This window comes from Sporosarcina sp. So3-204, from assembly GCF_058068165.1.
Window position 1 is genome coordinate 116,930 of the sequence record NZ_CM176485.1, and the last position, 21,612, is coordinate 138,541.

Annotated in this window: 19 protein-coding genes and 1 pseudogene; 18 read left to right on the forward strand and 2 right to left on the reverse strand. The window is 38.1% G+C overall.

Annotated features, from left to right (window positions below):
- Nucleotides 1-245: 245 nt before the first annotated feature.
- Nucleotides 246-1,661, reverse strand: coding sequence for a MocR-like transcriptional regulator GabR (gabR, locus tag AC3RV6_RS00570; RefSeq protein WP_489747547.1), 1,416 nt, complete (start codon nt 1,659-1,661; stop codon nt 246-248).
- A 106-nt stretch (nt 1,662-1,767) separates the two neighbouring features.
- Between gabR and gabT the strand changes: the two genes are divergently transcribed.
- The 18 genes and pseudogenes from gabT (at nt 1,768) to AC3RV6_RS00660 (ending at nt 20,284) form a co-directional block, all read left to right on the forward strand.
- Nucleotides 1,768-3,069 carry a 4-aminobutyrate--2-oxoglutarate transaminase gene (gene gabT / locus AC3RV6_RS00575; protein WP_489747548.1) on the forward strand — a complete coding sequence of 434 codons (1,302 nt, stop codon included), beginning with the start codon at nt 1,768-1,770 and terminating at the stop codon, nt 3,067-3,069.
- A 39-nt stretch (nt 3,070-3,108) separates the two neighbouring features.
- Nucleotides 3,109-4,500, forward strand: coding sequence for an NAD-dependent succinate-semialdehyde dehydrogenase (locus AC3RV6_RS00580; protein WP_489747549.1), 1,392 nt, complete (start codon nt 3,109-3,111; stop codon nt 4,498-4,500).
- Nucleotides 4,501-4,942: 442 nt separating this feature from the next.
- Entirely contained in the window at nt 4,943-5,827 is an 885-nt protein-coding gene (locus AC3RV6_RS00585; RefSeq protein WP_489747550.1) for a 5-oxoprolinase subunit B family protein, read from the forward strand.
- Nucleotides 5,811-6,782 (forward strand): 5-oxoprolinase subunit C family protein, encoded by a 972-nt coding sequence (locus AC3RV6_RS00590; RefSeq protein ID WP_489747551.1) that lies wholly within the window; start codon nt 5,811-5,813, stop codon nt 6,780-6,782. The genes AC3RV6_RS00585 and AC3RV6_RS00590 overlap by 17 nt, the downstream gene beginning before the upstream one ends.
- A gap of 19 nt (nt 6,783-6,801) precedes the next feature.
- Entirely contained in the window at nt 6,802-7,056 is a 255-nt protein-coding gene (locus AC3RV6_RS00595; protein WP_489747552.1) for an acetyl-CoA carboxylase, read from the forward strand.
- A gap of 17 nt (nt 7,057-7,073) precedes the next feature.
- Nucleotides 7,074-8,429 (forward strand): acetyl-CoA carboxylase biotin carboxylase subunit, encoded by a 1,356-nt coding sequence (locus tag AC3RV6_RS00600; protein ID WP_489747553.1) that lies wholly within the window; start codon nt 7,074-7,076, stop codon nt 8,427-8,429.
- A gap of 9 nt (nt 8,430-8,438) precedes the next feature.
- Entirely contained in the window at nt 8,439-9,203 is a 765-nt protein-coding gene (locus AC3RV6_RS00605) for a LamB/YcsF family protein (protein ID WP_489747554.1), read from the forward strand.
- A 171-nt stretch (nt 9,204-9,374) separates the two neighbouring features.
- Nucleotides 9,375-9,821: an SRPBCC family protein gene (locus AC3RV6_RS00610; RefSeq protein WP_489749142.1), complete on the forward strand. Its 447-nt coding sequence runs from the start codon at nt 9,375-9,377 to the stop codon at nt 9,819-9,821.
- 29 nt (nt 9,822-9,850) lie between these two features.
- Nucleotides 9,851-10,363: a (2Fe-2S)-binding protein gene (locus tag AC3RV6_RS00615; RefSeq protein ID WP_489747555.1), complete on the forward strand. Its 513-nt coding sequence runs from the start codon at nt 9,851-9,853 to the stop codon at nt 10,361-10,363.
- Entirely contained in the window at nt 10,360-12,708 is a 2,349-nt protein-coding gene (locus AC3RV6_RS00620) for a xanthine dehydrogenase family protein molybdopterin-binding subunit (RefSeq protein WP_489747556.1), read from the forward strand. Before AC3RV6_RS00615 ends, AC3RV6_RS00620 begins: the two co-directional genes overlap by 4 nt.
- Complete coding sequence (locus AC3RV6_RS00625) at nt 12,705-13,562, forward strand: FAD binding domain-containing protein (protein WP_489747557.1); 858 nt, start codon at nt 12,705-12,707, stop codon at nt 13,560-13,562. The genes AC3RV6_RS00620 and AC3RV6_RS00625 overlap by 4 nt, the downstream gene beginning before the upstream one ends.
- Before the next feature lie 91 nt (nt 13,563-13,653).
- Nucleotides 13,654-14,526: an AAA family ATPase gene (locus AC3RV6_RS00630; protein WP_489747558.1), complete on the forward strand. Its 873-nt coding sequence runs from the start codon at nt 13,654-13,656 to the stop codon at nt 14,524-14,526.
- Nucleotides 14,527-14,559: 33 nt separating this feature from the next.
- Nucleotides 14,560-15,750, forward strand: coding sequence for a vWA domain-containing protein (locus AC3RV6_RS00635; protein ID WP_489747559.1), 1,191 nt, complete (start codon nt 14,560-14,562; stop codon nt 15,748-15,750).
- 5 nt (nt 15,751-15,755) lie between these two features.
- Complete coding sequence (locus tag AC3RV6_RS00640) at nt 15,756-16,079, forward strand: XdhC family protein (RefSeq protein WP_489747560.1); 324 nt, start codon at nt 15,756-15,758, stop codon at nt 16,077-16,079.
- A gap of 21 nt (nt 16,080-16,100) precedes the next feature.
- A complete protein-coding gene (locus AC3RV6_RS00645) occupies nt 16,101-16,916 on the forward strand; it encodes an XdhC family protein (RefSeq protein ID WP_489747561.1) in 816 nt (271 codons plus the stop codon).
- Nucleotides 16,917-16,933: 17 nt separating this feature from the next.
- The gene (locus AC3RV6_RS00650) at nt 16,934-17,560 is read left to right on the forward strand and encodes a nucleotidyltransferase family protein (protein ID WP_489747562.1); all 627 of its coding nucleotides are present in this window, start codon (nt 16,934-16,936) and stop codon (nt 17,558-17,560) included.
- Between the two features lie 393 nt (nt 17,561-17,953).
- Nucleotides 17,954-19,741: pseudogene (ggt, locus tag AC3RV6_RS00655) on the forward strand (gamma-glutamyltransferase); the annotation flags it as partial.
- Nucleotides 19,733-20,284, forward strand: coding sequence for an S-layer homology domain-containing protein (locus AC3RV6_RS00660; protein WP_489749143.1), 552 nt, complete (start codon nt 19,733-19,735; stop codon nt 20,282-20,284). The pseudogene ggt and the gene AC3RV6_RS00660, both read left to right, overlap by 9 nt.
- Before the next feature lie 146 nt (nt 20,285-20,430).
- Here AC3RV6_RS00660 and AC3RV6_RS00665 read toward each other — a convergent pair whose 3' ends face one another.
- Nucleotides 20,431-21,138: a DNA alkylation repair protein gene (locus AC3RV6_RS00665; protein WP_489749144.1), complete on the reverse strand. Its 708-nt coding sequence runs from the start codon at nt 21,136-21,138 to the stop codon at nt 20,431-20,433.
- Between the last annotated feature and the right edge of the window lie 474 nt (nt 21,139-21,612).

Below are 21,612 nucleotides of genomic sequence, written 5' to 3' on the forward strand. Positions count from 1 at the left end.
TCTTTCTATCAATGATTTGCATTAGCACATACTTTTATGTCCCTTTGAAATAAACCCTAATATTGTAGTAATTCTTATCTGAACATACAAAGTTATTTTAACTGCGTTCTATAAATATTTTCATTCCATTTTTCAGATTAAACGGGTATTTTGCATTGAATTTTATCCGTACAACGAAAAATGGTAAGTGCTTTATTTATGAGAGAAAGCTCATTAATAAAAACAACAAATGGGTTTTCTGTTTATTAGTTAATAATCTTATACAATCGCTCAACAGCTTCAGGTATATTTTCTTCATTAATATTTGCAAAACCGATTACTAGTTTAATTTTACTTTCAAAGAGTTCAATTTCCTTTAACAAAAATCGCATCATTGTATAAATTTCTAGTTTCTCATCTATAGCTCTCGCTTCAATCTCTTTATAACTTCTTAAAGTTTTGAAATGTGCAACAAAATGGAGTCCCGCAGGTATATCCTCAATATATAAAGTATCGTTGAATCGAAGCAGTAAATGTTTGATTAAGAGTTTCCTTTTCATCTCGTAGTGGTGATTCATTCTTCTCACATGTTTGGTATAGTCACCACTCTCAATGAAATAATGTAATGTGTACAAACCTAATGAGTTACTATCCTGGATGAGATCGGAATAGTGATGACGATAGTCTTTCAGTATTTTAGGTGGTAAGACTATATAGCTGATTCGGAAACCAGGTAGCATTGATTTTGAAAAAGTCCCCGTATAAATAACACGTTGATTACGGTCTAAACTTTGCAGTGATGGAATGTTATCCGTTTTATATTTGAATTCGCTATCATAATCATCTTCTATAACATATCGATCATCTGATTCAACTGACCAATTGAGTAGTTCGATTCTTCTAGAAATCGGCATGATTTGGCCCGTCGGAAACTGGTGGGAAGGTGTAACGAATATAAATTTGGCATTAGTGGACTTAATTTGATTAATGTCGATACCTTCGTCATCCAATGGGATTGGTAGCACGTTTAGATCCATTTTTTTTAACAAAGTATAAAAGCGTGAGTAGCCTGGATTTTCAATGGCAACACCTGTCCTTGTTTGCTGCATACTCATTAAGTTGCGAATTAAAGACTGTGTACCTGCTCCAATTACAATTTGCTCGGGCTCGCAAACTACGCCACGAGATAATGCAATCATTCGAGAAATTGTTTGTCTTACCAAATAAGGACCTTGAGGATGCGTAATTTCTGATAACTCCATCTCGTGATTTTGAATAGCTTTCTCTTGATATTTTATCCATTGTTTAAAAGGGAATAAGGAGACATCTGATGTCATATGTGAGAGTGATAACCAGTCTCTTTTATCGATGACTACTTCCTGTAATTCGCTAGGTAATTTTGTTTTCATAATATTACCTTTTACGATGAACTGCGTAATATGCTCAACGTAATAGCCCCTTCTTTCTAATGAATAGATATAGCCTTCTGCGAGTAATTGCTCATAAGCATTGGTAACTGAGTTTACACTGACATCCAATTGATTGGCTAAGTTTCTTTTAGACGGTAATTTCTCATGAGAGGGAAGCTCTTCCGCTAGTATTTTTTTCTTGATATCTTTATATATTTGCTGGTAAATATACCTTTGCTTTTCTTTATTCGTATCAATTTTAGAGAAAGTCACAGTTATCCTCCTAATCTGGTACCTAAAAAAAATGAAATCTGGTGCTTTTTATTGTATCAGATGATTGGGATAATTAGGACAAAATTGCAGTAAGGGAGAGAAAGTCATGTTGAAATCTAATCTAACAACTGAAGAATTGGGTAATAAAAGAAAAAGGTTTGTTCCGCGAGGTGTAAGTAACGGAAATTTAAATATTGCGCATTCAGCAACGGGAGCTACAATTACAGACATTGATCAAAACGAATGGATTGACTTTGCAGCTGCAATTGGCACGTTGAATGTGGGCCATAGCCATCCGAGAGTGACTGCAGCAGTTAATAATCAAGTCAATAAGTTTTTACATCCTGGCTTTAACGTCATGATGTATGAAGGCTATATTGAACTAGCAGAAAAACTATGCGAAATTACACCTGGCACCTTCGATAAGCAAGCGATCCTTTTCAACTCAGGTGCTGAAGCTGTTGAAAACGCCATCAAAGTCTCACGTAAATATACTGGAAGACAAGCAGTGGTTTCATTTGTTCGCGGATTCCACGGAAGAACGAACTTGACGATGGGAATGACGAGTAAGGTTAAACCTTATAAATTTGGATTTGGTCCATTTACACCAGAAATCTATCAAGCACCATTTCCTTATCTCTATCAAAGACCAAATGAAATGTCAGAAGAAGCATATGTAGATCGTGTAATTGAAGAATTTAAAGACTTCTTCATTTCAACTGTTGCACCTGAAACTGTAGCTTGTGTCGTTATGGAGCCAGTTCAAGGAGAAGGTGGTTTTGTCATACCTCCGAAGAAGTTTGTTCAGGCTGTAAGCGAGTTTTGTAAGGGGCATGGAATTGTTTTTGTGGCAGATGAAATCCAAACCGGCTTTGGCCGTACAGGATCAATGTTTGCTATGGAACAATTTGACGTGGTCCCAGATGTTATAACAGTATCTAAATCTCTCGCGGCAGGTTTACCTTTAAGTGGGGTAATTGGTCGAACTGAAATTTTAAATGCAGCAGCTCCAGGAGAATTAGGTGGTACCTATGCTGGTAGTCCAGTTGCATGTGCAGCGGCAATAGCTGTGATTGATATTATTGAAGAAGAAGATTTATTAGCCAAGTCAGAAGTACTCGGACAAAAGATAGAAGATAAATTAAATGAATTAGCTGAAAAGCACAGTTACATCGGTGAAATTCGTCGTATGGGTTCAATGGTAGCTGTTGAAATAGTAGAAGATCGCACGAGCAAACTTCCGAACAAAGACAAAACAGTAGAAATTGCTCAATATGCCAATGCCAATGGATTATTGTTGCTCTCTGCTGGTTTAAAAGGAAACGTAATTCGGTTTTTACCGCCATTAGTTATCACAGATGAGGAGTTAGCAAAAGGCTTTTCTATTTTAGAAGACGCATTTAATTAAAAAGACATAAATAAACAACTAGTAAAGGGAGTGTCAGATATGTCAGAAATCTTTATGGTGAAAAATCCAGCTACAGGTGAAGTAATCCAAGAAGTAACAAGACATACGAAAGAGGAAATTAACCTAGCATTAGAAAATGGACAAAAGGGATTTAAAAAATGGGCGAAAGTAAATGCACATGACCGTTCAAAGTTGTTAAAAAAGTGGGCGCTACTCATACAGGAAAAAAAAGAGGAAATTGCAAAAGTAATGACGTTGGAAAATGGGAAACCGTTGTCGGAATCGCTTGGTGAAGTGAACTATGCAACGAGTTATATCGATTGGTACGCTGAGGAAGCCATACGTATTTACGGAAGAACTATCCCAGCTGCGTCGGAAGGCAAACGCATTGTTGTAAGCAAGCAGCCAATAGGTTTAGTTGCTGCGATTACACCGTGGAATTTCCCGGCGGCGATGATGACAAGAAAAGCAGCACCTGCTTTAGCGGCAGGGTGTTCGTTTATTGTGAAGCCAGCGGAAGAAACACCATTAACGACAATTAGACTTGTTGAACTTGCTCACGAAGCAGGCATTCCGAAAGATGCAATTCAATGTGTAAATGGAAAAGGCTCTGTCGTCGGTCAACTGTTCACAGATAGCCCATATGTCCGAAAAATTACGTTTACGGGCTCCACACCAGTTGGGAAATCATTAATTAAAGGCAGCGCCGATACAATCAAACATGTGACGATGGAATTAGGCGGGCATGCGCCACTTATCGTTGCTGAAGATGCGGATCTTGATTTTGCAGTTGCTCAAACAATTATTTCAAAGTTTAGAAATGCTGGTCAGACATGCGTATGTGCGAATCGTATTCTTGTTCATGAAAATGTCGTTGATAAATTTGCTGAGAAATTTGCGGAGGCAACGAAACAATTAAAAGTAGGCAATGGATTAAATGAAACGACCGATGTCGGACCAATTATAAATGAAAAGGGTTTTGATAAGATCATCTCTCAAATAAACGATGCAGTTTCAAAAGGTGCAGAAGTACTTGTAGGAAATCAGTACGAATCGGATGCCGAGAAAGGTTATTTCTTTGTTTATCCAACTGTATTAAAAAATGTTGATGGAAGTATGGATATTATGCAAGAGGAAACATTTGGCCCGGTTGCTCCTATTGTTAGTTTTAAGACGCTGGAAGAAGCGGTGGAAATTGCAAATAATACACCATATGGCTTAGCAGCTTACTTCTTTACGAATGACTACAAAACCGGAACTTATTTACATGATCATTTAGATTTCGGAATTATTGGTTGGAATGATGGAGCTCCATCAGCGGCACATGCACCTTTTGGTGGTATGAAAGAAAGTGGACTTGGACGCGAAGGTGGAACAGAGGGAATCGAGCCTTATTTGGAAACAAAATATTTGTCAATCGGTAACCTTTAACTTTATTCAGCAGAAGTTCAAACTATATTAGTGAAAAATTGAAGCAAAACTCTTAATTTCGAGAGTAATTCTTTAATGATATAGCAATATTCATTTATGTTGTGATAACGCCTGAGTAATTAATAGGGGAAATATAGTTTAATTTGACCCAGTAGGACTGATTTTCTAACTGGTTTCATACATTTAAAATGGTGTAAATAAAGCCAACTCAATTCAAATTGAAAGTGCATTGACGTATAGATATGATGCGTTAAAGTAACTAACAAACTTCCCATTCTATTATTCTTTTGACTAGTCTAAATTTTAATAGTACAATTAGGCCACAAAAGTCTGAAAACTTAAAAAATAATAATAATAATTTTACAATTAATTATGGAAATAAGTATACTGAAGAAAATTTTATGTAATGAGAGATATTTATTGAGCGAAAGGTGGAGTAGAAATGGCCCGTTATGAATATGGTGGAGATGAATTTATCTTTGTTGAACTATCAGAAGAAATGAGTCTAGAAGTTAACTTTCAAGCAATGGCTATCACCGCGAAATTAAGAGAAGAGAATCATCCGGGTATTATAGATATTTGTCCTTCAAACGCCTCATATATGATTCGCTTTGAACCAGATGAAATTCATCCTGACGAATTGATTGCCAAGCTAAAAGAGTTAGAGCAGACCGTTACTGTTCATGATTTTGAAATTTCTGCACGTATTGTTGATGTTCCAATTTTATTTGATGATCCTTGGACAAATGAGGCGCTAATGCGCTTTAGGGATCGCCATCAAGATCCTGAGTCAACAGATTTAGAGTATTCGGCTCGTATAAACGGTTTCGATTCGAAAGAAGAACTTATTAAAGCAATTACGGATGCTCCTTATCTTGTTTCAATGATTGGTTTTGTTCCGGGATTACCTTGGTGTTATCAGATGGTCCCAAGAGAAGAGCAAATAGAAGTACCTAAGTATGTGCGTCCACGTACATTTACGCCAGAGAGAGCTTTTGGATTTGGGGGCGCATTTGCTGTAATTTATCCAGTGCAAGGTGCTGGTGGGTATCAATTATTCGGTATATCCGCAACGCCAATCTTTGAAAAAGATCAACGCTCTTACGATTTTAAAGACTCTATCACATTTCCTAGACAAGGAGATATATTTAGGTATCGGAGTATAACAATTGATGAATACGAAGAAATCCGCAAACAAGTAGAAGAGGGTACTTTCCGCTATTTAACAAAAGACGTTACATTTACACCGAAAACAGTACTTGAAGATCCGAAAGGCTTTTCTGAAGACGTATTAAGGAGGTTATATGCACATGATACATGTTATTAATCCTGGTCTACAAACGACTGTTCAAGATAATGGCCGAATTGGTCATTATGAAGTAGGGATGCCGCCATCAGGAGCAATGGATAAATACTCTTACACAGTTAGCAATCTACTTGTTGGCAATAATGAAAATGCCTCCACATTAGAAATTACGTATTTAGGACCTACTCTTGAATTTCAAGAAGATACAGTGATTGCGCTTACTGGAGGAGTAATTCCACCTAAAGTAAACGGCGAATTGGTACCTATGTGGGAAGCGATAGCTATAAAAGCTGGTGATCAACTATCATTTGATTTTGTTACACAAGGGGCTAGAGTGTACCTTGCAGTAAATGGTGGTATAGATGTTCCTCAAATAATGGACTCACGTTCTACATATACGCTGTGTGGAATTGGTGGGTTAGAAGGAAGGCAGCTTCAAGAAACTGATAAACTAAAAATTGGTACTGACAGTAAAAATACTCCCAGAGTAGGGGCACGAATCAATGAGAAATTCATTCCTACATTTTCAAAACATCATGAAATTCGTGTGATACTTGGTTTATGTAGTTACCGTTTCACGGAAGAGAGTATTGAACGTTTCTTTTCACTTGATTGGCGTGTCACAACTGAAGCGAATCGTGTAGGTTATCGATTTAGCGGTGAACGATTAAATTTCGTAGAGCGTGAACAACCATTCGGTGCAGGAAGTAATCCATCGAACGTTGTTGACTTAGGTTATCCAATCGGTTCGATTCAAGTACCAGACGGCATAGAGCCAATTGCTTTATTAAATGATGCAGTAACCGGTGGTGGCTATGCAACAATTGGAACGATAATTAGTACGGATTTAAATAAAATGGGGCAAATAAAAACAAATGAAACAGTAAGATTTATTTCAGTTGGAATAGAAGAGGCGCTTGCTGCAAGAAGTGAATTAAAAAACCAACTAAAAGAAATTAAAGAACAGCTTAATTAAGAATTGGGAGGAATAATAAATGAGTGAATCCATAAAAGTACTAGCAGCAATTCCAGGGGTGTTTTATCGTAAGCCATCACCAGAAGAAGCTATTTATGTAGAAGAAGGCGGCAAAGTTGAAGCTGGCGATGTTATCGGACTAATTGAAGTAATGAAGACATTTTATGAAATAAAAGTAGAAAAAGCTGGAATAATTGAAAGGTTTTTGACTGAGCACGAAGCAATGGTAGATGCAGGAGCAGAACTTGCATTACTTATCGAGCAAAATGCCTGATTGGAGTGAATAAACCAATGGAACTCTTTGATAAAGTTTTAATTGCAAACCGGGGAGAAATTGCCCGAAGAATTATTCGTACTTGTAACAGTCTTGGTATTCAAACAGTTGCTATCTATTCAGATGCAGATGCAGATGCTCCCTTTGTTAAAGAAGCAACAGAAGCAGTTTGTATTGGAGAGAGCCAAGCAAAGAAAAGTTATTTGGACATAGAAAAAGTAATTCAAGCAGCAAAAGAAACAAAAGCAGATGCAATTCATCCGGGTTATGGTTTTTTATCGGAAAATCCATTATTCGTTGAGCAATGCGAAAAAGAAGGCATTGTATTTATCGGACCAACAGCTAAAGTGATGAAGATAATGGGCAGTAAACTGGAGTCCCGTTTACAGATGCATGCTGCAGGAATTCCTGTTGTACCTGGATCGGAAAAAGGTTTGGAAACAGTGGAGGAAGCATTAGAGGTAGCTGAAAGTCTTGGTTATCCACTTATGCTAAAAGCAAGTGCTGGTGGTGGTGGAATTGGCATGAAGTTAGTTCAAAGCAGTGATGAATTGGCGGCTGCGTTTAATCCTACAAAACAACAAGCAATATCGTTCTTTGGAGATGGAGCTGTATTTGTGGAAAAGTGGATTTCAGAACCGCGTCATATTGAAGTCCAAATCGCAGCGGATACGCATGGTAATGCAGTTCACTTATTTGAACGCGAGTGCTCTGCTCAACGAAGACATCAAAAAGTTGTAGAAGAAAGTCCGTCACCATATTTAGATGAAGCGCTTAGAGAAAAGTTAGTTTCAACCGCACTCCTTGGCGTGAATAAAATAGGCTATACGAATTTAGGTACAATGGAATTCATTTTTGATGGTGATAAGAATTTCTATTTCCTTGAAATGAATACTAGATTACAAGTAGAACACCCAGTAACCGAAGAGATTACTGGAATAGATTTAGTCGAATGGCAACTACGAATTGCAGCAGGACAACCATTACCAGTTCAGCAAGAAGAAATAAAGAAAAGTGGTCATTCAATAGAGTGTAGACTTTATGCGGAAGATCCGGACACCTATTTTCCTTCTCCTGGAACAATAGAGCGCTTGTCGCTTCCAGAAAAAGAAGCACGATATGAATTCGGAATTGAAGAAGGTAGTGTTGTATCACCTTATTATGACCCAATGATTGGCAAAATAATTGTTTATGATGATAATCGTCAGCTCGCGATAGATAAAATGAAGCGAACACTTGAGCAAATGGAAGTAGTAGGGATAAAAACAAATTTACCATTACTAGAGAGAATCATGAAGGCAGATCAATTTGTTAGTGGGAACTATACAACCAATTTATTAACTGAAATTAGCCATATATCTAATCTGAAGTGAGGTTTTCAAATGTATAAAGTTGATCTGAACTGCGATATGGGTGAAAGATTCGGTATTTATGAACAAGGTAACGATGAGGAAATGATGAAATATATTACTTCTGCAAATATAGCGTGTGGGTTTCATGCGGGAGACCCACATGTCATGAGAAAAACGATTGAATTAGCTAAGGAGTATGAAGTGGGAATCGGTGTACATCCTGGTTTCCCAGACTTGCTAGGCTTTGGTCGTCGTGATTTGGCATGTACGCCTTCTGAAGTAAAGGACTATGTCATGTATCAAATGGGTGCACTACGTGAATTTGCAAACGCTTACAACGTTAAAATTCAACATTGTAAACCACATGGTGCATTGTTCATGAAAGCAATGGAAGATAGGCAAGTAGCACGTGCAATCCTAGAAGCTATTGATGTTGTTCAATCGGAGATGATTGTCTTTTCCTTAAACAACTCCATATTTATGGAAGAAGCGATTAAGATGGGCATTCCAGTCGCAAAAGAAGCCTATTCTGACCGGGAGCATACAGAGGATGGATCTATTGTATTGACGCGAAGAGGTACTGCAATTACAGATTATAGTAAGATGGCTGAACGTGTTGTTAGGATGGTTAAAGATAAAAAAGTAATCACTCACGATGGAAAAGAAGTCTCTATCGAAGCAGAAACGATTTGTATTCACGGTGATACACCTGGTGCACCACAATTAGTTAAAGAAATTGTTGCTGCATGTAAAAAAAATAATATAGAGATAGTACCTATAAAAAATATGATTTAATATTGTTCTAACTTTTTATAAGTTGAAATAAAAAAATGAGATTAACGCAATTAAATTTTCAAAAAATATTTTAATCAGTTTATAGGAAGTTTATAAAATCAACGATAGTTATAAATAGTATGAATAAAAGATTGGATTATACGGAAATTGAAAGGGTGATTTACTGTGGAAATGGTTCATACCTACACATTCAAAGATATGACAATAGAAAATCTGTGGAAAACAATTCAAGATAAAGACGCATTACAAAAGTCTTTACCTGGTTGTAAAGTATTTGATGAAGTTGAAGAAAATGTGTTTTATAGCGTGCTTGGTATAAATATCGGCCCTATAAAAGGAGAGTTTACTGCTGATGTTAAGCAAGTAGACATGAAAGAACCTGAATTTTATCGTTTGCTTGTTCATGCGAAAGGAAAACCGGGAGAAATCCAAGCTGATGCGGAAATGAATTTGGTGGCAGTTGATAATGATGTTTTACTGACTTGTAACGCTGATGTAGAGGTAACAGGGTTACTTGCATCGATTGGCCAACGCATCATTGGCGGCGTGGCGAAAGTGGTTATTGGGCAGTTTTTCAAGGATATAGAAAAAGAAGCAAAACAAGCAGTTGATCTTTAATTTATAAAAATATCATGGAGGTGTAATTTATGGCGAACCAATCATTTAATGTCAGTGTAACAATCAATGGCGTAAAAAGAAGTGCAGCAGTAGAACCACGTACGTTACTCGTTTATTATATCCGCGATCATTTGAATTTAACGGGTACGCATGTTGGTTGCGACACAAGTCAATGTGGTGCTTGTACAGTTTTTGTTAATGACCAAGCAGTCAAATCATGTACGATGCTTGCAGTACAGGCGGACGGCATGGAAATTACAACGGTTGAAGGATTAGGAACAGTTGATAATCTGAATCCTATGCAAACAGGATTCTGGGAAGAACATGGATTACAATGTGGTTTTTGTACACCTGGCGTTATGATTGCGATGATGGCACTTCTTAAAGACAATCCAGATCCAACAGACGACGAAATCCGTATGGGCCTTGAAGGCGTCATCTGTCGTTGCACAGGTTATCAGTTTATTGTTAGCGCAGTAAAACATGCGGCTAAATTGATGGCTGAAGGGAAAAGTCTGACAGAGGAGGGGCTTTTACAATGAATAAAAAAGTTGGCGCACGTATAAAAAGAAAAGAAGATCCTAAATTAATAACTGGAAATGGTCATTTTGCTGATGATATTCAATTACCTGGAATGTTATATGCAGCTATTTTGCGAAGCCCTCATGCGCATGCGCTTATTAAAAATATAAATATTGAAAAGGCGTTAGAAGCTCCTGGAGTTGTAGCAATTTATACAGGAAAAGACATTGAGGGTAAAATAGGCCGAATTCCATCATCATGGCTAGTTCCTGGTGCGAACTTGAAAGAAGCATTTCATAACCCTCTAGCGGTCGATCGTGTGAGATATGTTGGGGACGGCGTCGTATTCGTTGTTGGAGAAGGTCGTTTTGCTGTGCGTGACGTGTTGGATTTAATTGAAGTAGAGTATGAGGTACTTCCAGTATCGGTTAAACAGAAGGATGCTATGGCTGAAAATGCGCCACTTGTTCATGATGATATTGAGAATAATATTGCTTTTCATTGGAAAGCCGGCGAAGTGGAAGATAAAGACATCGACGAAGCAGAAGTTGTTGTTCGAGCAAGTTTTAATGTTCAGCGTGTTGCGGCAAATCCGATGGAAACACGTTCTGCAATTGGACAGTATAATCCAGGAAGTGGCGATTTAACGCTATGGTGTAGTTCGCAAAATCCACATATTCATAGAATGGTTTTATCAGAAGTGCTAGGTATTTCTGAAGCGAAACTACAAGTTATCGTTCCAGATATGGGCGGTGGCTTTGGCGGGAAAATCGGTGTGTACCCGGATGAAGCATTAGTTGGCTATGCAGCACGTGATTTGAAAAGGCCGGTTAAATGGATTGAAGGACGAAATGAACACTTTTCTGCATCCAACCACGGTCGTGACGAAGTTATCGATGTAGAGTTGGCAGGAAAGAAAGATGGTACATTAACAGCTTTACGTGTAGTAAACACAGCAAATATGGGTGCTTTTTTATCGACAATGGGCCCTGGTGTTTCCACAATTGACTTTGGTCTAATGATAACGGGCGCATACGATATTCCGAAAGCATCGTGTGAAACGTTTGGTGTATATACAAATACAACACCGACAGATGCATATCGTGGTGCTGGGAAACCTGAATCTACGTATCAGATTGAGCGTGCAATTAGTTTGTTTGCCAAAAAAATTGGTATGGATCCAATTGAAATAAGAAGGAAGAACTTTGCGAAAAAAGAAGATTTCCCATATACGAATGCACAAGGGTTAGTTTATGATAGCGGTGATTATGAAAAGCCTTTGAATAAAGCACTCGAAATGATTGATTATAAACAGTTGCGTGAAGAACAAGAAGCAAAACGAAAAGAAGGTAAATTAATTGGAATTGGTATGTCAACTTACGTGGAACTGTGTGGATTCGGACCTTCAGCAGTAGCTGGTGCAATTGGGTTCCAAGGTGGCGTGTGGGAAAACTCCACAGTCAGAGTACATCCCTCCGGGAAAGTGAGTGTTTATACAGGGACTTCGCCACATGGTCAAGGCCATGACACGACATTTTCACAAATTGTTTCCGATAAACTAGGTATTCCAATGGAGGATATCGAATTTGTATTTAATGATACACGTGCAATTTCCATGGGATGGGGGACGTACGGTTCACGTTCAGTCGCGGTAGGTGGAGGAGCTGTTTCAATAGCTGCTGATCGAATTGTTGATAAGGCGAAGAAAATTGCGGCTCACGAGTTAGAAGTTTCCGTAGAAGACATCGATTTGAATGATGGAATCTTTCAAGTGAAAGGCGTACCGGGACAGCAACGTACATTCAAAGAAATTGCGAAATCTGCAAACTTTGCATGGAACTTACCAGAAGATATGGAGCCGTCACTTGAAACACAAGCTTTCTTTGATCCATCAAATTTTGTATATCCATTCGGTACTCATATTGTCGTCGTTGAAATTGATAAAGATACAGGTGAGATTGACTTGCAACGTTATCTCGCTGTAGATGATGTTGGACGTGTTATTAATCCTCTTACATCAGAAGGTCAAGTTCACGGTGGAATTGCCCAAGGTGTTGGGCAAGCATTATGGGAAGGTATCACTTATAACGATAAGGGTCAACTTACGTCGGGTTCATTTATGGACTATACAATGCCGAAAGCTCGTTTCTTCCCACATATTGAAACTGCTTTTACAGAAACGCTTTCACCAGTTAATCCACTTGGAGCAAAGGGAATTGGAGAAACGGGAACGACGGCGTCAATTCCGGCTGTGATGAATGCAGTTGTTGATGCGCTAGAACAATATGGTGTTACTGATATTGAAATGCCACTCACTCCTGAAAAGGTATGGCAAGTTATTCAAAATGGGAGGGGAAATAATTGATACCCACTAAATTCGACTATGTTCGTGCAGAGTCAGTAAAACAGGCAGTTGAGCTATTACGTGAAAGTGATGGTGAAGCCACAATTATTGCTGGTGGCCATAGTTTACTTCCACTTATGAAATTCAGACTAACAGAACCAGGAAAAATTATAGATATTAGTAGAATCCCTGAATTAAAAGGTGTGACCATTGAAGGTGATCGGATTATTGTTGGTGCAATGACAACACATTATGAAGTGAAGAATAACTTAATTATCAACGAGAAAATTCCTGTACTTGCTGATGCTGCAGGTCAGATTGGTGACATCCAAATTAGAAACAGGGGTACAATCGGAGGAAATATTGCTCACGGTGATCCGGTAGCTGATTTACCAGCTCCAGCATTTGCTCTTGGTGCAGAACTTATCATGGAAGGTGATGAAGGACGCGATGTCATGAGCATCGAAGGTTTTATTTTGGGGCCACTTATTACGATGCTGCCTGAAAATAGTATCATAACGGGTGTTAGTTTTGAAATTCCGCCATCAAATACGAAATCAACCTATCTTAAATTTTTCCATCATGCAACAGGATATCCAGTCGTTGGTGTCGCAGTTGTTGCAGGTGTAGATAACGATGGTTTAATTGATTACGTTAGGGTAGGCATTACAGGTGTTGGCGAAGTATCGTACCGTGCAAGGGCAGTTGAAGAAGCTTTATTAGGCCAAAAACCTACTGAAGAAAACATTCAATTAGCTTCAGAAAAAGCAATTGAAGACGGTGAAATGGGTAGTGACTCATTCGCTTCCGAAGAATATAGAGAAAATCTTAGTAAAGTATATACAGCTCGTGCTTTAAAATCAGTGTTGTTTTAAATTAAAGGAACAAAGAGGATTGTGATAAGTTTGTCACGAGCCTCTTCGCTCTTTTTCTATTAAAACTTACGTAGCAAGAGGAGTGGTTTGTATGCATGAGTATACTAATTCAATAGAAACAACTTTTCGAGAATATGGTTATATAACAGACCAATCCATTTTAACGGCTTTACATCTCGTGAAATCTTTAAAGAAACCATTACTAGTAGAAGGTCCAGCCGGTGTAGGGAAAACAGAGATTGCAAAAGTGTTGGCTAAGTCTTTAAACACCAAGTTAATTAGATTGCAATGTTATGAAGGTTTAGATGTGAATAACGCGCTGTATGAATGGAATTATGCGAAACAAATGCTTCATATTCGTATGACTGAAAATAGTGAAGTAACACTTGCAAAAAGAGAGGCGGATATCTTCGGGAAAGAATTTCTTTTAACTCGTCCTATTTTAGAAGCATTTATGGAAGAAGATGCTCCGCCAGTTTTATTAATCGATGAAGTTGATAGAGCTGATGAAGCATTTGAAGCATTTTTACTTGAGGCACTTGCTGAGTTTCAGATTACAATTCCAGAATTAGGAACGATAAAAGCGAAACATCGACCTTATGTTATTTTAACATCGAACCGAACGCGCGAGCTTAGCGATGCACTTCGCAGACGTTGCTTATATCAATGGGTATCATATCCAGACTTTAATAAAGAAGCCGAAATCCTTCAAGCTCGCCTTCCAGATATCAATAACGACTTGGCTGCTCAAATTGCAAAGTTAATGGAAAAATTACGCGAAATGCCATTGCAAAAAGTGCCTGGCGTTGCGGAAAGTTTAGATTGGGCACAAGCGCTTATCTCCATGCATCGTAGTGAGCTAAATGAGGAAACTGTTCAAGAAACACTTGGTTGTTTTTTAAAAAATAAAGATGATTGGGAAACGATTGAACAAGAACTAAAACAAGGTACGCTCTTACGTTGATACGCCCCGATAAACATCGAAAGGGGAACCTTTATGTTGCAGTCTGGAAAGATTTCTAATGTGTTGCTATCTTTTTTTCGCTATTTGCGTGATAAAGAATTTTTAATTGGTATAAAAGAAATGAGCGATGGATTACGGGCACTTGAATTTATTGATATAACAGACCTTCAGCAGTTTAGGTTAGCGTTACGAATCGTACTTTGTTCAAGTAGAGAAGAGCAGGAAATATTCGATCATGCATTTCTAAGATTCTTTATAAACAATAATGAGAATCAAAAAACAGATGATCTCCTTCATTTTTTAACAGAAGAAAAAAAGAAAAATGAAGAAAAGAATCCAGTGGATAGCATCGTTGAATTAGAAGAAAAAAGTTCAGTAGTCCCTTCCATAACTAGCATACAACAAGATCAATCGATAGATGAGGATACTGGAGAAGAAAAAGAGGAAATAACCGTATGGACAGCTACAAATATCATGAACCAAAACGTCCAAGAAGCACAGGTTTCAATTTCTTCCTATCAGTTTTCTGCAATGGTAAAAGCGGCAAAAGCATTTGTTAAGCAAATCACTTTAAAAAATTCCAGACGCTATAAAGTAGTGAAAAAAAGAGTAAGAATGGATGTAAGGAAAACTTTAAGACAAAGTATCCAATTTGGGGGCTTCCCAATAAAACCAGTATGGACTGGGCCAACAAAACAAAAAGCGAATTTTGTTTTACTATGTGATAGTAGTCGTTCAATGTCTTCTAGCGCAGAACCCTTTTTACAATTTGCATATGCAATGACAAAATGTGCAGATAATGTAGAGGTATTTCTTTTTTCCACAAAACTAAAACGTGTAACAGAACAATTGAAAAGAACGAAACAAGATCAATTCCCTGTGCTTTCGATAAAAGGAAATGAGTGGGGTGGAGGAACTTGCATAGGTGAGTCCTTATATTCATTTGTCCGACAATATGGGAAGTTTATAAAGAAAAATACAGTCGTCCTCATTGCAAGCGATGGATTAGATGCAGGTGAAATTGATTACCTTCAATTGGCCATGAAAGAAATCTATCAGCGGACATTAGCCATTATTTGGTTAAACCCATTGCTTAACATTGATGGGTACGAGCCCATTGCAAGAGGAATGAAAACGGCACTTCCGTACATTGATTTATTTTCAGGGGCAACTTCTTCTTCAACATTTCTTCAACTAGCACGTCAGGTACAAATTAGGAGGTGAATGGTTTGCAAGAAAATGCTCTGGTATTTGAAGCGTTAGCTAAACTAAAAGAAGTGCAAAAAAAATCCGCATTGGCAACAGTTGTCCGTGTTTTCGGATCGGCTTACCGAAGAGAAGGAGCAAAAATGCTCATTGATGAGGATGAAAATAGGACAGGAATGATTTCTGGAGGATGTCTAGAATCAGATGTTGCGGAAGTAGCAAAACAAGTTATCGAATCGGGTAAGCCCTTATTAAAAATGTATGATATGGATGAAGATCTCGTATGGGGACTCGGTTTAGGATGTCCTGGGAAAGTTGAAATTTACATCGAACCTATTTTAAATTGAGGATTAAAGGAAGGGGAACTCATGACTAACCAATTGGCATTTGAGGCATGGCTTACTAGTATAAAAAAAGAGCAGGCGAGTGTACTTGCAACAGTTTTACAAACAGAATCCTCTTTAACGAATCAAGAATCTGGTCGTATGTATATATTCGACGAGGGATTACCAATAGGGAGCCTCGGAAATACGACAATCGATGCGCAAATTGTAGATGTAGCTAAAAATAAATTAAGAGAAAAAAATCCGAAGTCAGAAACACAAATCTTTATTTTGCCAGATGAACAAGAAATAAGCATATTTATCGATGTGTACACACCACCAATAGACCTTATCATTTTTGGGGCTGGACATGATGCTATACCTGTCGCAAATTATAGTGTATCGCTTGGGCTACGGACAACAGTGGTTGATTCAAGAGCCTTTTATAATAGCGAGGAACGTTTTCCGAATACGAGAAGAATTGTTACAAACGAAGAGAGTTATGAAGCGAACATTGAAATTGGGAGCCGAACATATATCATTGTGATGAACCATCACTTGGAAAAAGACCAAGAGACCTTAAAGTTTGTCTTAAATACGCAGGCGCCTTATGTCGGACTTCTTGGACCACGTTCGCGACGAATACGCATATTGGATGCCCTTAAAAAAGATGGGTTTGTTTTTTCAAAACCTCAGCTTGGGCGCTTATATAGCCCAATCGGTTTAGACATTGGGGCTAGTACCCCTGAAGAAATTGCCATTAGTATATTAGCAGAAGTAATTGCGATTAGAAATGGACATGCAGGCGGATTTTTGCAAGGTGCCGAATATATTCATAATAACTCACAGCTTATATTCTGAAGAAGGAAAGGGTTAAGATGAATTCATCTATATGTGCAATCATTCTTGCTGCTGGAACAGGCAGTAGAATGGGAAAGACAAAACAACTTCTTCCTTTGGGAGAGCGAGTACTTTTAGAACATACAATTAATCGTTTAGTAAATGGAGACTTTGCAGAAGTAATTGCAGTTATTGGTTATGAGGCTGAATTGATAAAAAGTGAAATTCCTATAGATAATGAGCGCTTTCGTTGGGTAGAGAATGAAGCATATCTTACTGGACAAAGCTCATCATTAAGGGTAGGAATAGAAAGTTTGCAAAAACATCATACGAATACAATGATATTTCTTGGCGACCTTCCATTTATTCAAGCTGAAACGATTCGTTTAATTTATCAATTTGGCGAGGAACAGTTAAAAGAAAATGAGGAACCTTTCGTCATTCGTCCAACGTACAAAGAAGTTCCAGGGCATCCGGTATTTTTTGGAAATATAAACAAACATCTCTTTTCGCAATTACAAGGTGACAATGGTGGCAAGCCTATAATGAAAAGAATCTCCAATCATCTACTTCTTGAAGTTGAAGACCCGGGGATATTATTTGATATAGATACTCCTAAAGATTATGTAGAAGCTAAAAAAAAATGGAGACGTAATCAGGAGTAAATGTACGGTGGACCATCCACTTGAAGATGTTCATAAGAATTTATAAAAGCAGATTTCAATTCTTCCACTAGAGCTACATACCAAATGCCGATAGTTGTTGAATGAACAAACGATAGGATCAGATGATATAAAAAGAAGTCTTTCATTTACTGGAAAAGTATAATTTAGCCTTTGAGAAAGTATGAGAAGAGTGAAATGCAGGACTAGATCAGATTTTGTGGAATTTGTCTTTACATCTTTTTCAAGGTGTGAAATAAAGATAGATAATGAATGCGTAAAAGTTAAAAAAGAGAGAAAAAGTTTAGTTTACTTTTTATTTTAGACGTATATTATACAGCTATCCTTTAGTTTAGGTGTTTCAGATTCCATATTATTTTAATCAAAGGAGGAATAATAGTGAAAAGTTATAATAAGATACTTTCAATGCTATTTACATTAGTACTAGTGATTAATCTTGGGATACCATCGGTCCAAGCCCAAGTGGGTAGCAATACTGAATATGAACCAGAGAACCCAGGCATTAAAGATGAACAGATGGCAGTCGGTGAAAAAGGAATGGTTGTGACGGCTCACCCACTAGCCTCAAAAGTAGGAGCGGCAGTTCTTGAGCGTGGAGGTAATGCTATTGATGCGGCTGTTGCTATTCAGTTTGCATTGAATGTTGTTGAGCCAATGATGTCTGGGATTGGCGGGGGCGGATTTATGATGTACTATGATGCCGCTAAAGATCATGTTTCTATTATTGACAGTAGGGAACGTGCACCTGCGGGAGCCACCCCTGATATGTTTATTGATAAAAGTAATAGTGAAGGTAAACCTCTTCCTTTTTCCGAAAGAGTTCAAAGCGGTCTTTCGGTAGGAGTACCAGGTACACTTAAAGGATTAGAAGCTGCTTTGGATAAGTGGGGAACGTTACCGCTAAAGGAGCTCATTCAACCCTCAGTTGAAATGGCTGAGGAAGGAGTAAAAGTAAATTGGGTACTTGGGAAGGCAATTTCTAGTAACCAATCGAAACTATCTAAGAGTGAGGCAAAGGATGTATTTTTCCCAAGCGGACAACCGTTAAAAGAAGGGGATCTTCTTATTCAAAAAGACCTAGCTAAAACCTTTAAACTTATTGGTGAAAAAGGTTCGGATGTCTTTTATAAAGGTGAAATAGGCACTGCAATTGCAGACGTGGTCCAAGCATATGAAGGTAGTTTGACACTAGATGACCTCAATCGATATGATGTCACACACGATACACCTGTATGGGGAGATTACAAAGGGTATGATATAGCTACTATGCCCCCTCCAAGTTCTGGTGGATTAACAATGCTACAGTTACTTAAAAAATTTGAAATGCTTGACCTTACGAAGCATGATATAAAATCCACAGAAAAGTATCACCTAATGGCAGAAGCAATGCATCTTGCTTATGCAGACCGCGGAGCCTACATTGGTGATCCAGAACATATTGAAGTACCGGAAAAAGGATTGCTAGATCCTGCTTATCTGAGTAAACGTGTGGAAATGATAGATTCAGAAAAGGCTAATTCAAATGTTCAGCCAGGAAACCCTTGGGATTATCAAGATGGCAATTTGGCTAAGCCGGCAACTCTCATAAAAGACGACAAAAAGGATGGCGAAACAACTCACTTTACTGTAGCTGACCAGTGGGGCAATCTTGTTTCATATACCACAACCATTGAACAGGTATTTGGATCAGGCATTATGGCACCTGGAACAGGAATTATATTGAACAATGAATTGACTGATTTTGATGCAATTCCAGGTGGAGCAAACGAAGTCCAACCGAATAAACGACCATTAAGTAGTATGACACCAACAATTGTATTTAAAGATGATAAACCATTTATGACAGTGGGTTCACCAGGAGGTGCCACAATTATCACTTCCGTTACACAAATTGTACTAAATGTTATTGGTTATGAAATGGACATAAAAGATGCGATTGAGGAACCCCGTATTTATAGCAACAGCTATCCAAATATTAGGTGGGAATATGGAATTCCGAAAGACGTGCAGAATCAGTTAAAACAGATGGGGCATGTACTCGGAGAAAAACCCCAAGAAATTGGTAATGTAAATAGTATTCTAGTGAATGATAAAGGCGTATATGTGGGGGCGGCAGATTCAACTAGAGAAGGTTCAGCAATTGGAGTAACAGAAGTGAAAAAACCAGTTCACTTCACGGATATTTCTGATAGCTGGGCGAAAGAATTTATTGAAAAAGCTGTCGGGTCCGGGATTATCAAAGGTTATCCAGATGGAACATTCAAACCAAATAATTATTTAACACGTGCACAAGCTGCTTCCTTATTGGTTCGCACATTAGATTTAAGATCAGATGAGCCAGCACCATTTAAAGACATTGATGGCTATGCAGACGATACGAAATCTGAAATTAATGCTGCTTATAAATTTGGAATTGTGAAAGGACGGGATGGTAACTTTAACCCTACAGAGCAAGTCACACGTGCACAAATCGCATTAATGATTCAGCGTGCTTATGAGTATAAAACAGGCGCGAAGTATACCCCTTCAATAAAGGCACCATATACTGATTACGGAAATTATGCTGCGGAAACAGTTGAAGCTATTTCCATGTTACACGAACTTGGTATTGCAACAGGTTCGGATGGAAAGTTTAACCCAAGCAATCCAGCAACTCGTGCACATGCAGTGAAAATACTCGCAAACTTTAAAACAAATATAGAGTGAATAAAAAGGGAGAAATTCGTTCGATATTGAACGGATTCTCCCTTTTTATTTATGAACTCCACTTGATAGCACTCTTAAAGATGAAAATGAGCTGTTAGATGGGAAGAAATTTTTAGTGAAGATTGTTTCGCAAGGCGAGGCTAATTTTAACATCTCACATGCTTGCGTTTAAAACCAATTCTGCCTTTATCGACTTGTTTTTGAATACTTTCTTCAGCATTTAGGAAACTAGTTTTCTTATTGTCCCGTTTGACCTCTACTACGCCTACTTCCTTTGCAGTTTCGATTGCTTTTTCATGGAGCGGCAAATATGATATACCCACGGTTGCTAGAAAGTTATTCATAGAAGACTTTGTTCGTTCTGGGGAATCATGAATCGTGTTTTTTACAATAGCAAGCATAGTGGAAATCTTGCTTGCTGAAAATTCGTCGTCTCGTCGATTCCCTAAAAGCCAACAGTAGCAACTCCAGCCTGCTGACATTTTTAGCTCTTCATCGCTTGCTATCCATTTGTCGGCAACTTCTTGTGCAATATCTGCCTCTGATAAAGTTACAGCCACTACAAAATCGGATAACATATAAAAATACGCCGCATCCATCCAACGTTCATAATCTGACTCAGTCATGCCATTTGGGTCTGCAATAATACCAGCAAAGTACATGGCATCGTAGTTCCCTGTGGCATAAAGTTCTTCAGCTAGGCTTTGATTTATTTTTATTTTCTTCGCAATCGGCTTCATAGCACCTGTAGCCACGCCGTAAAGCGGTTCATGAGCACCATTGGAAATGTATATTTTTTTCATTCGTTCTTTGCCAAGGGCTTCAAGCTCCTGCATAACTAATTCTAAATTCATCATTTAGCACTTCCTTCTTTTTGAATTTATTCCTGCATTTTGAATATCAAATTCACAACCATTATCCTATAACAAGCTACCATTTGTCAGCAAAACCACTGTTTCAGCGTATGAGTACTATGAACGAATCCACTTAATGGCTGTTGGCACTATGCTCTCTAATTGGTGGTATGAATCTTTTTACAATGCCTTCTGATTCAGTTGCTTGCAACGCTTAAAGGTATATTATTCCCCCCCATGTCGTGAACCAGGTTCTCATTGAATTCAGAATTTCTTTAGAACATTGGCCCATTTACTCGTAGTCCTTTTGAATTGACTGCCAATCGGGAAACCCTTATACTCAAACTAATTAAATATCGAACTTCCATTATGGAGAGTAGCTAAACAGCAAAGACATCAGTACGGGCTTATTTCGCGGTATTCTTGTCAACAGTAGTTGAATGAGAGAACTTAATGACTATTTGGTGAGGTTTC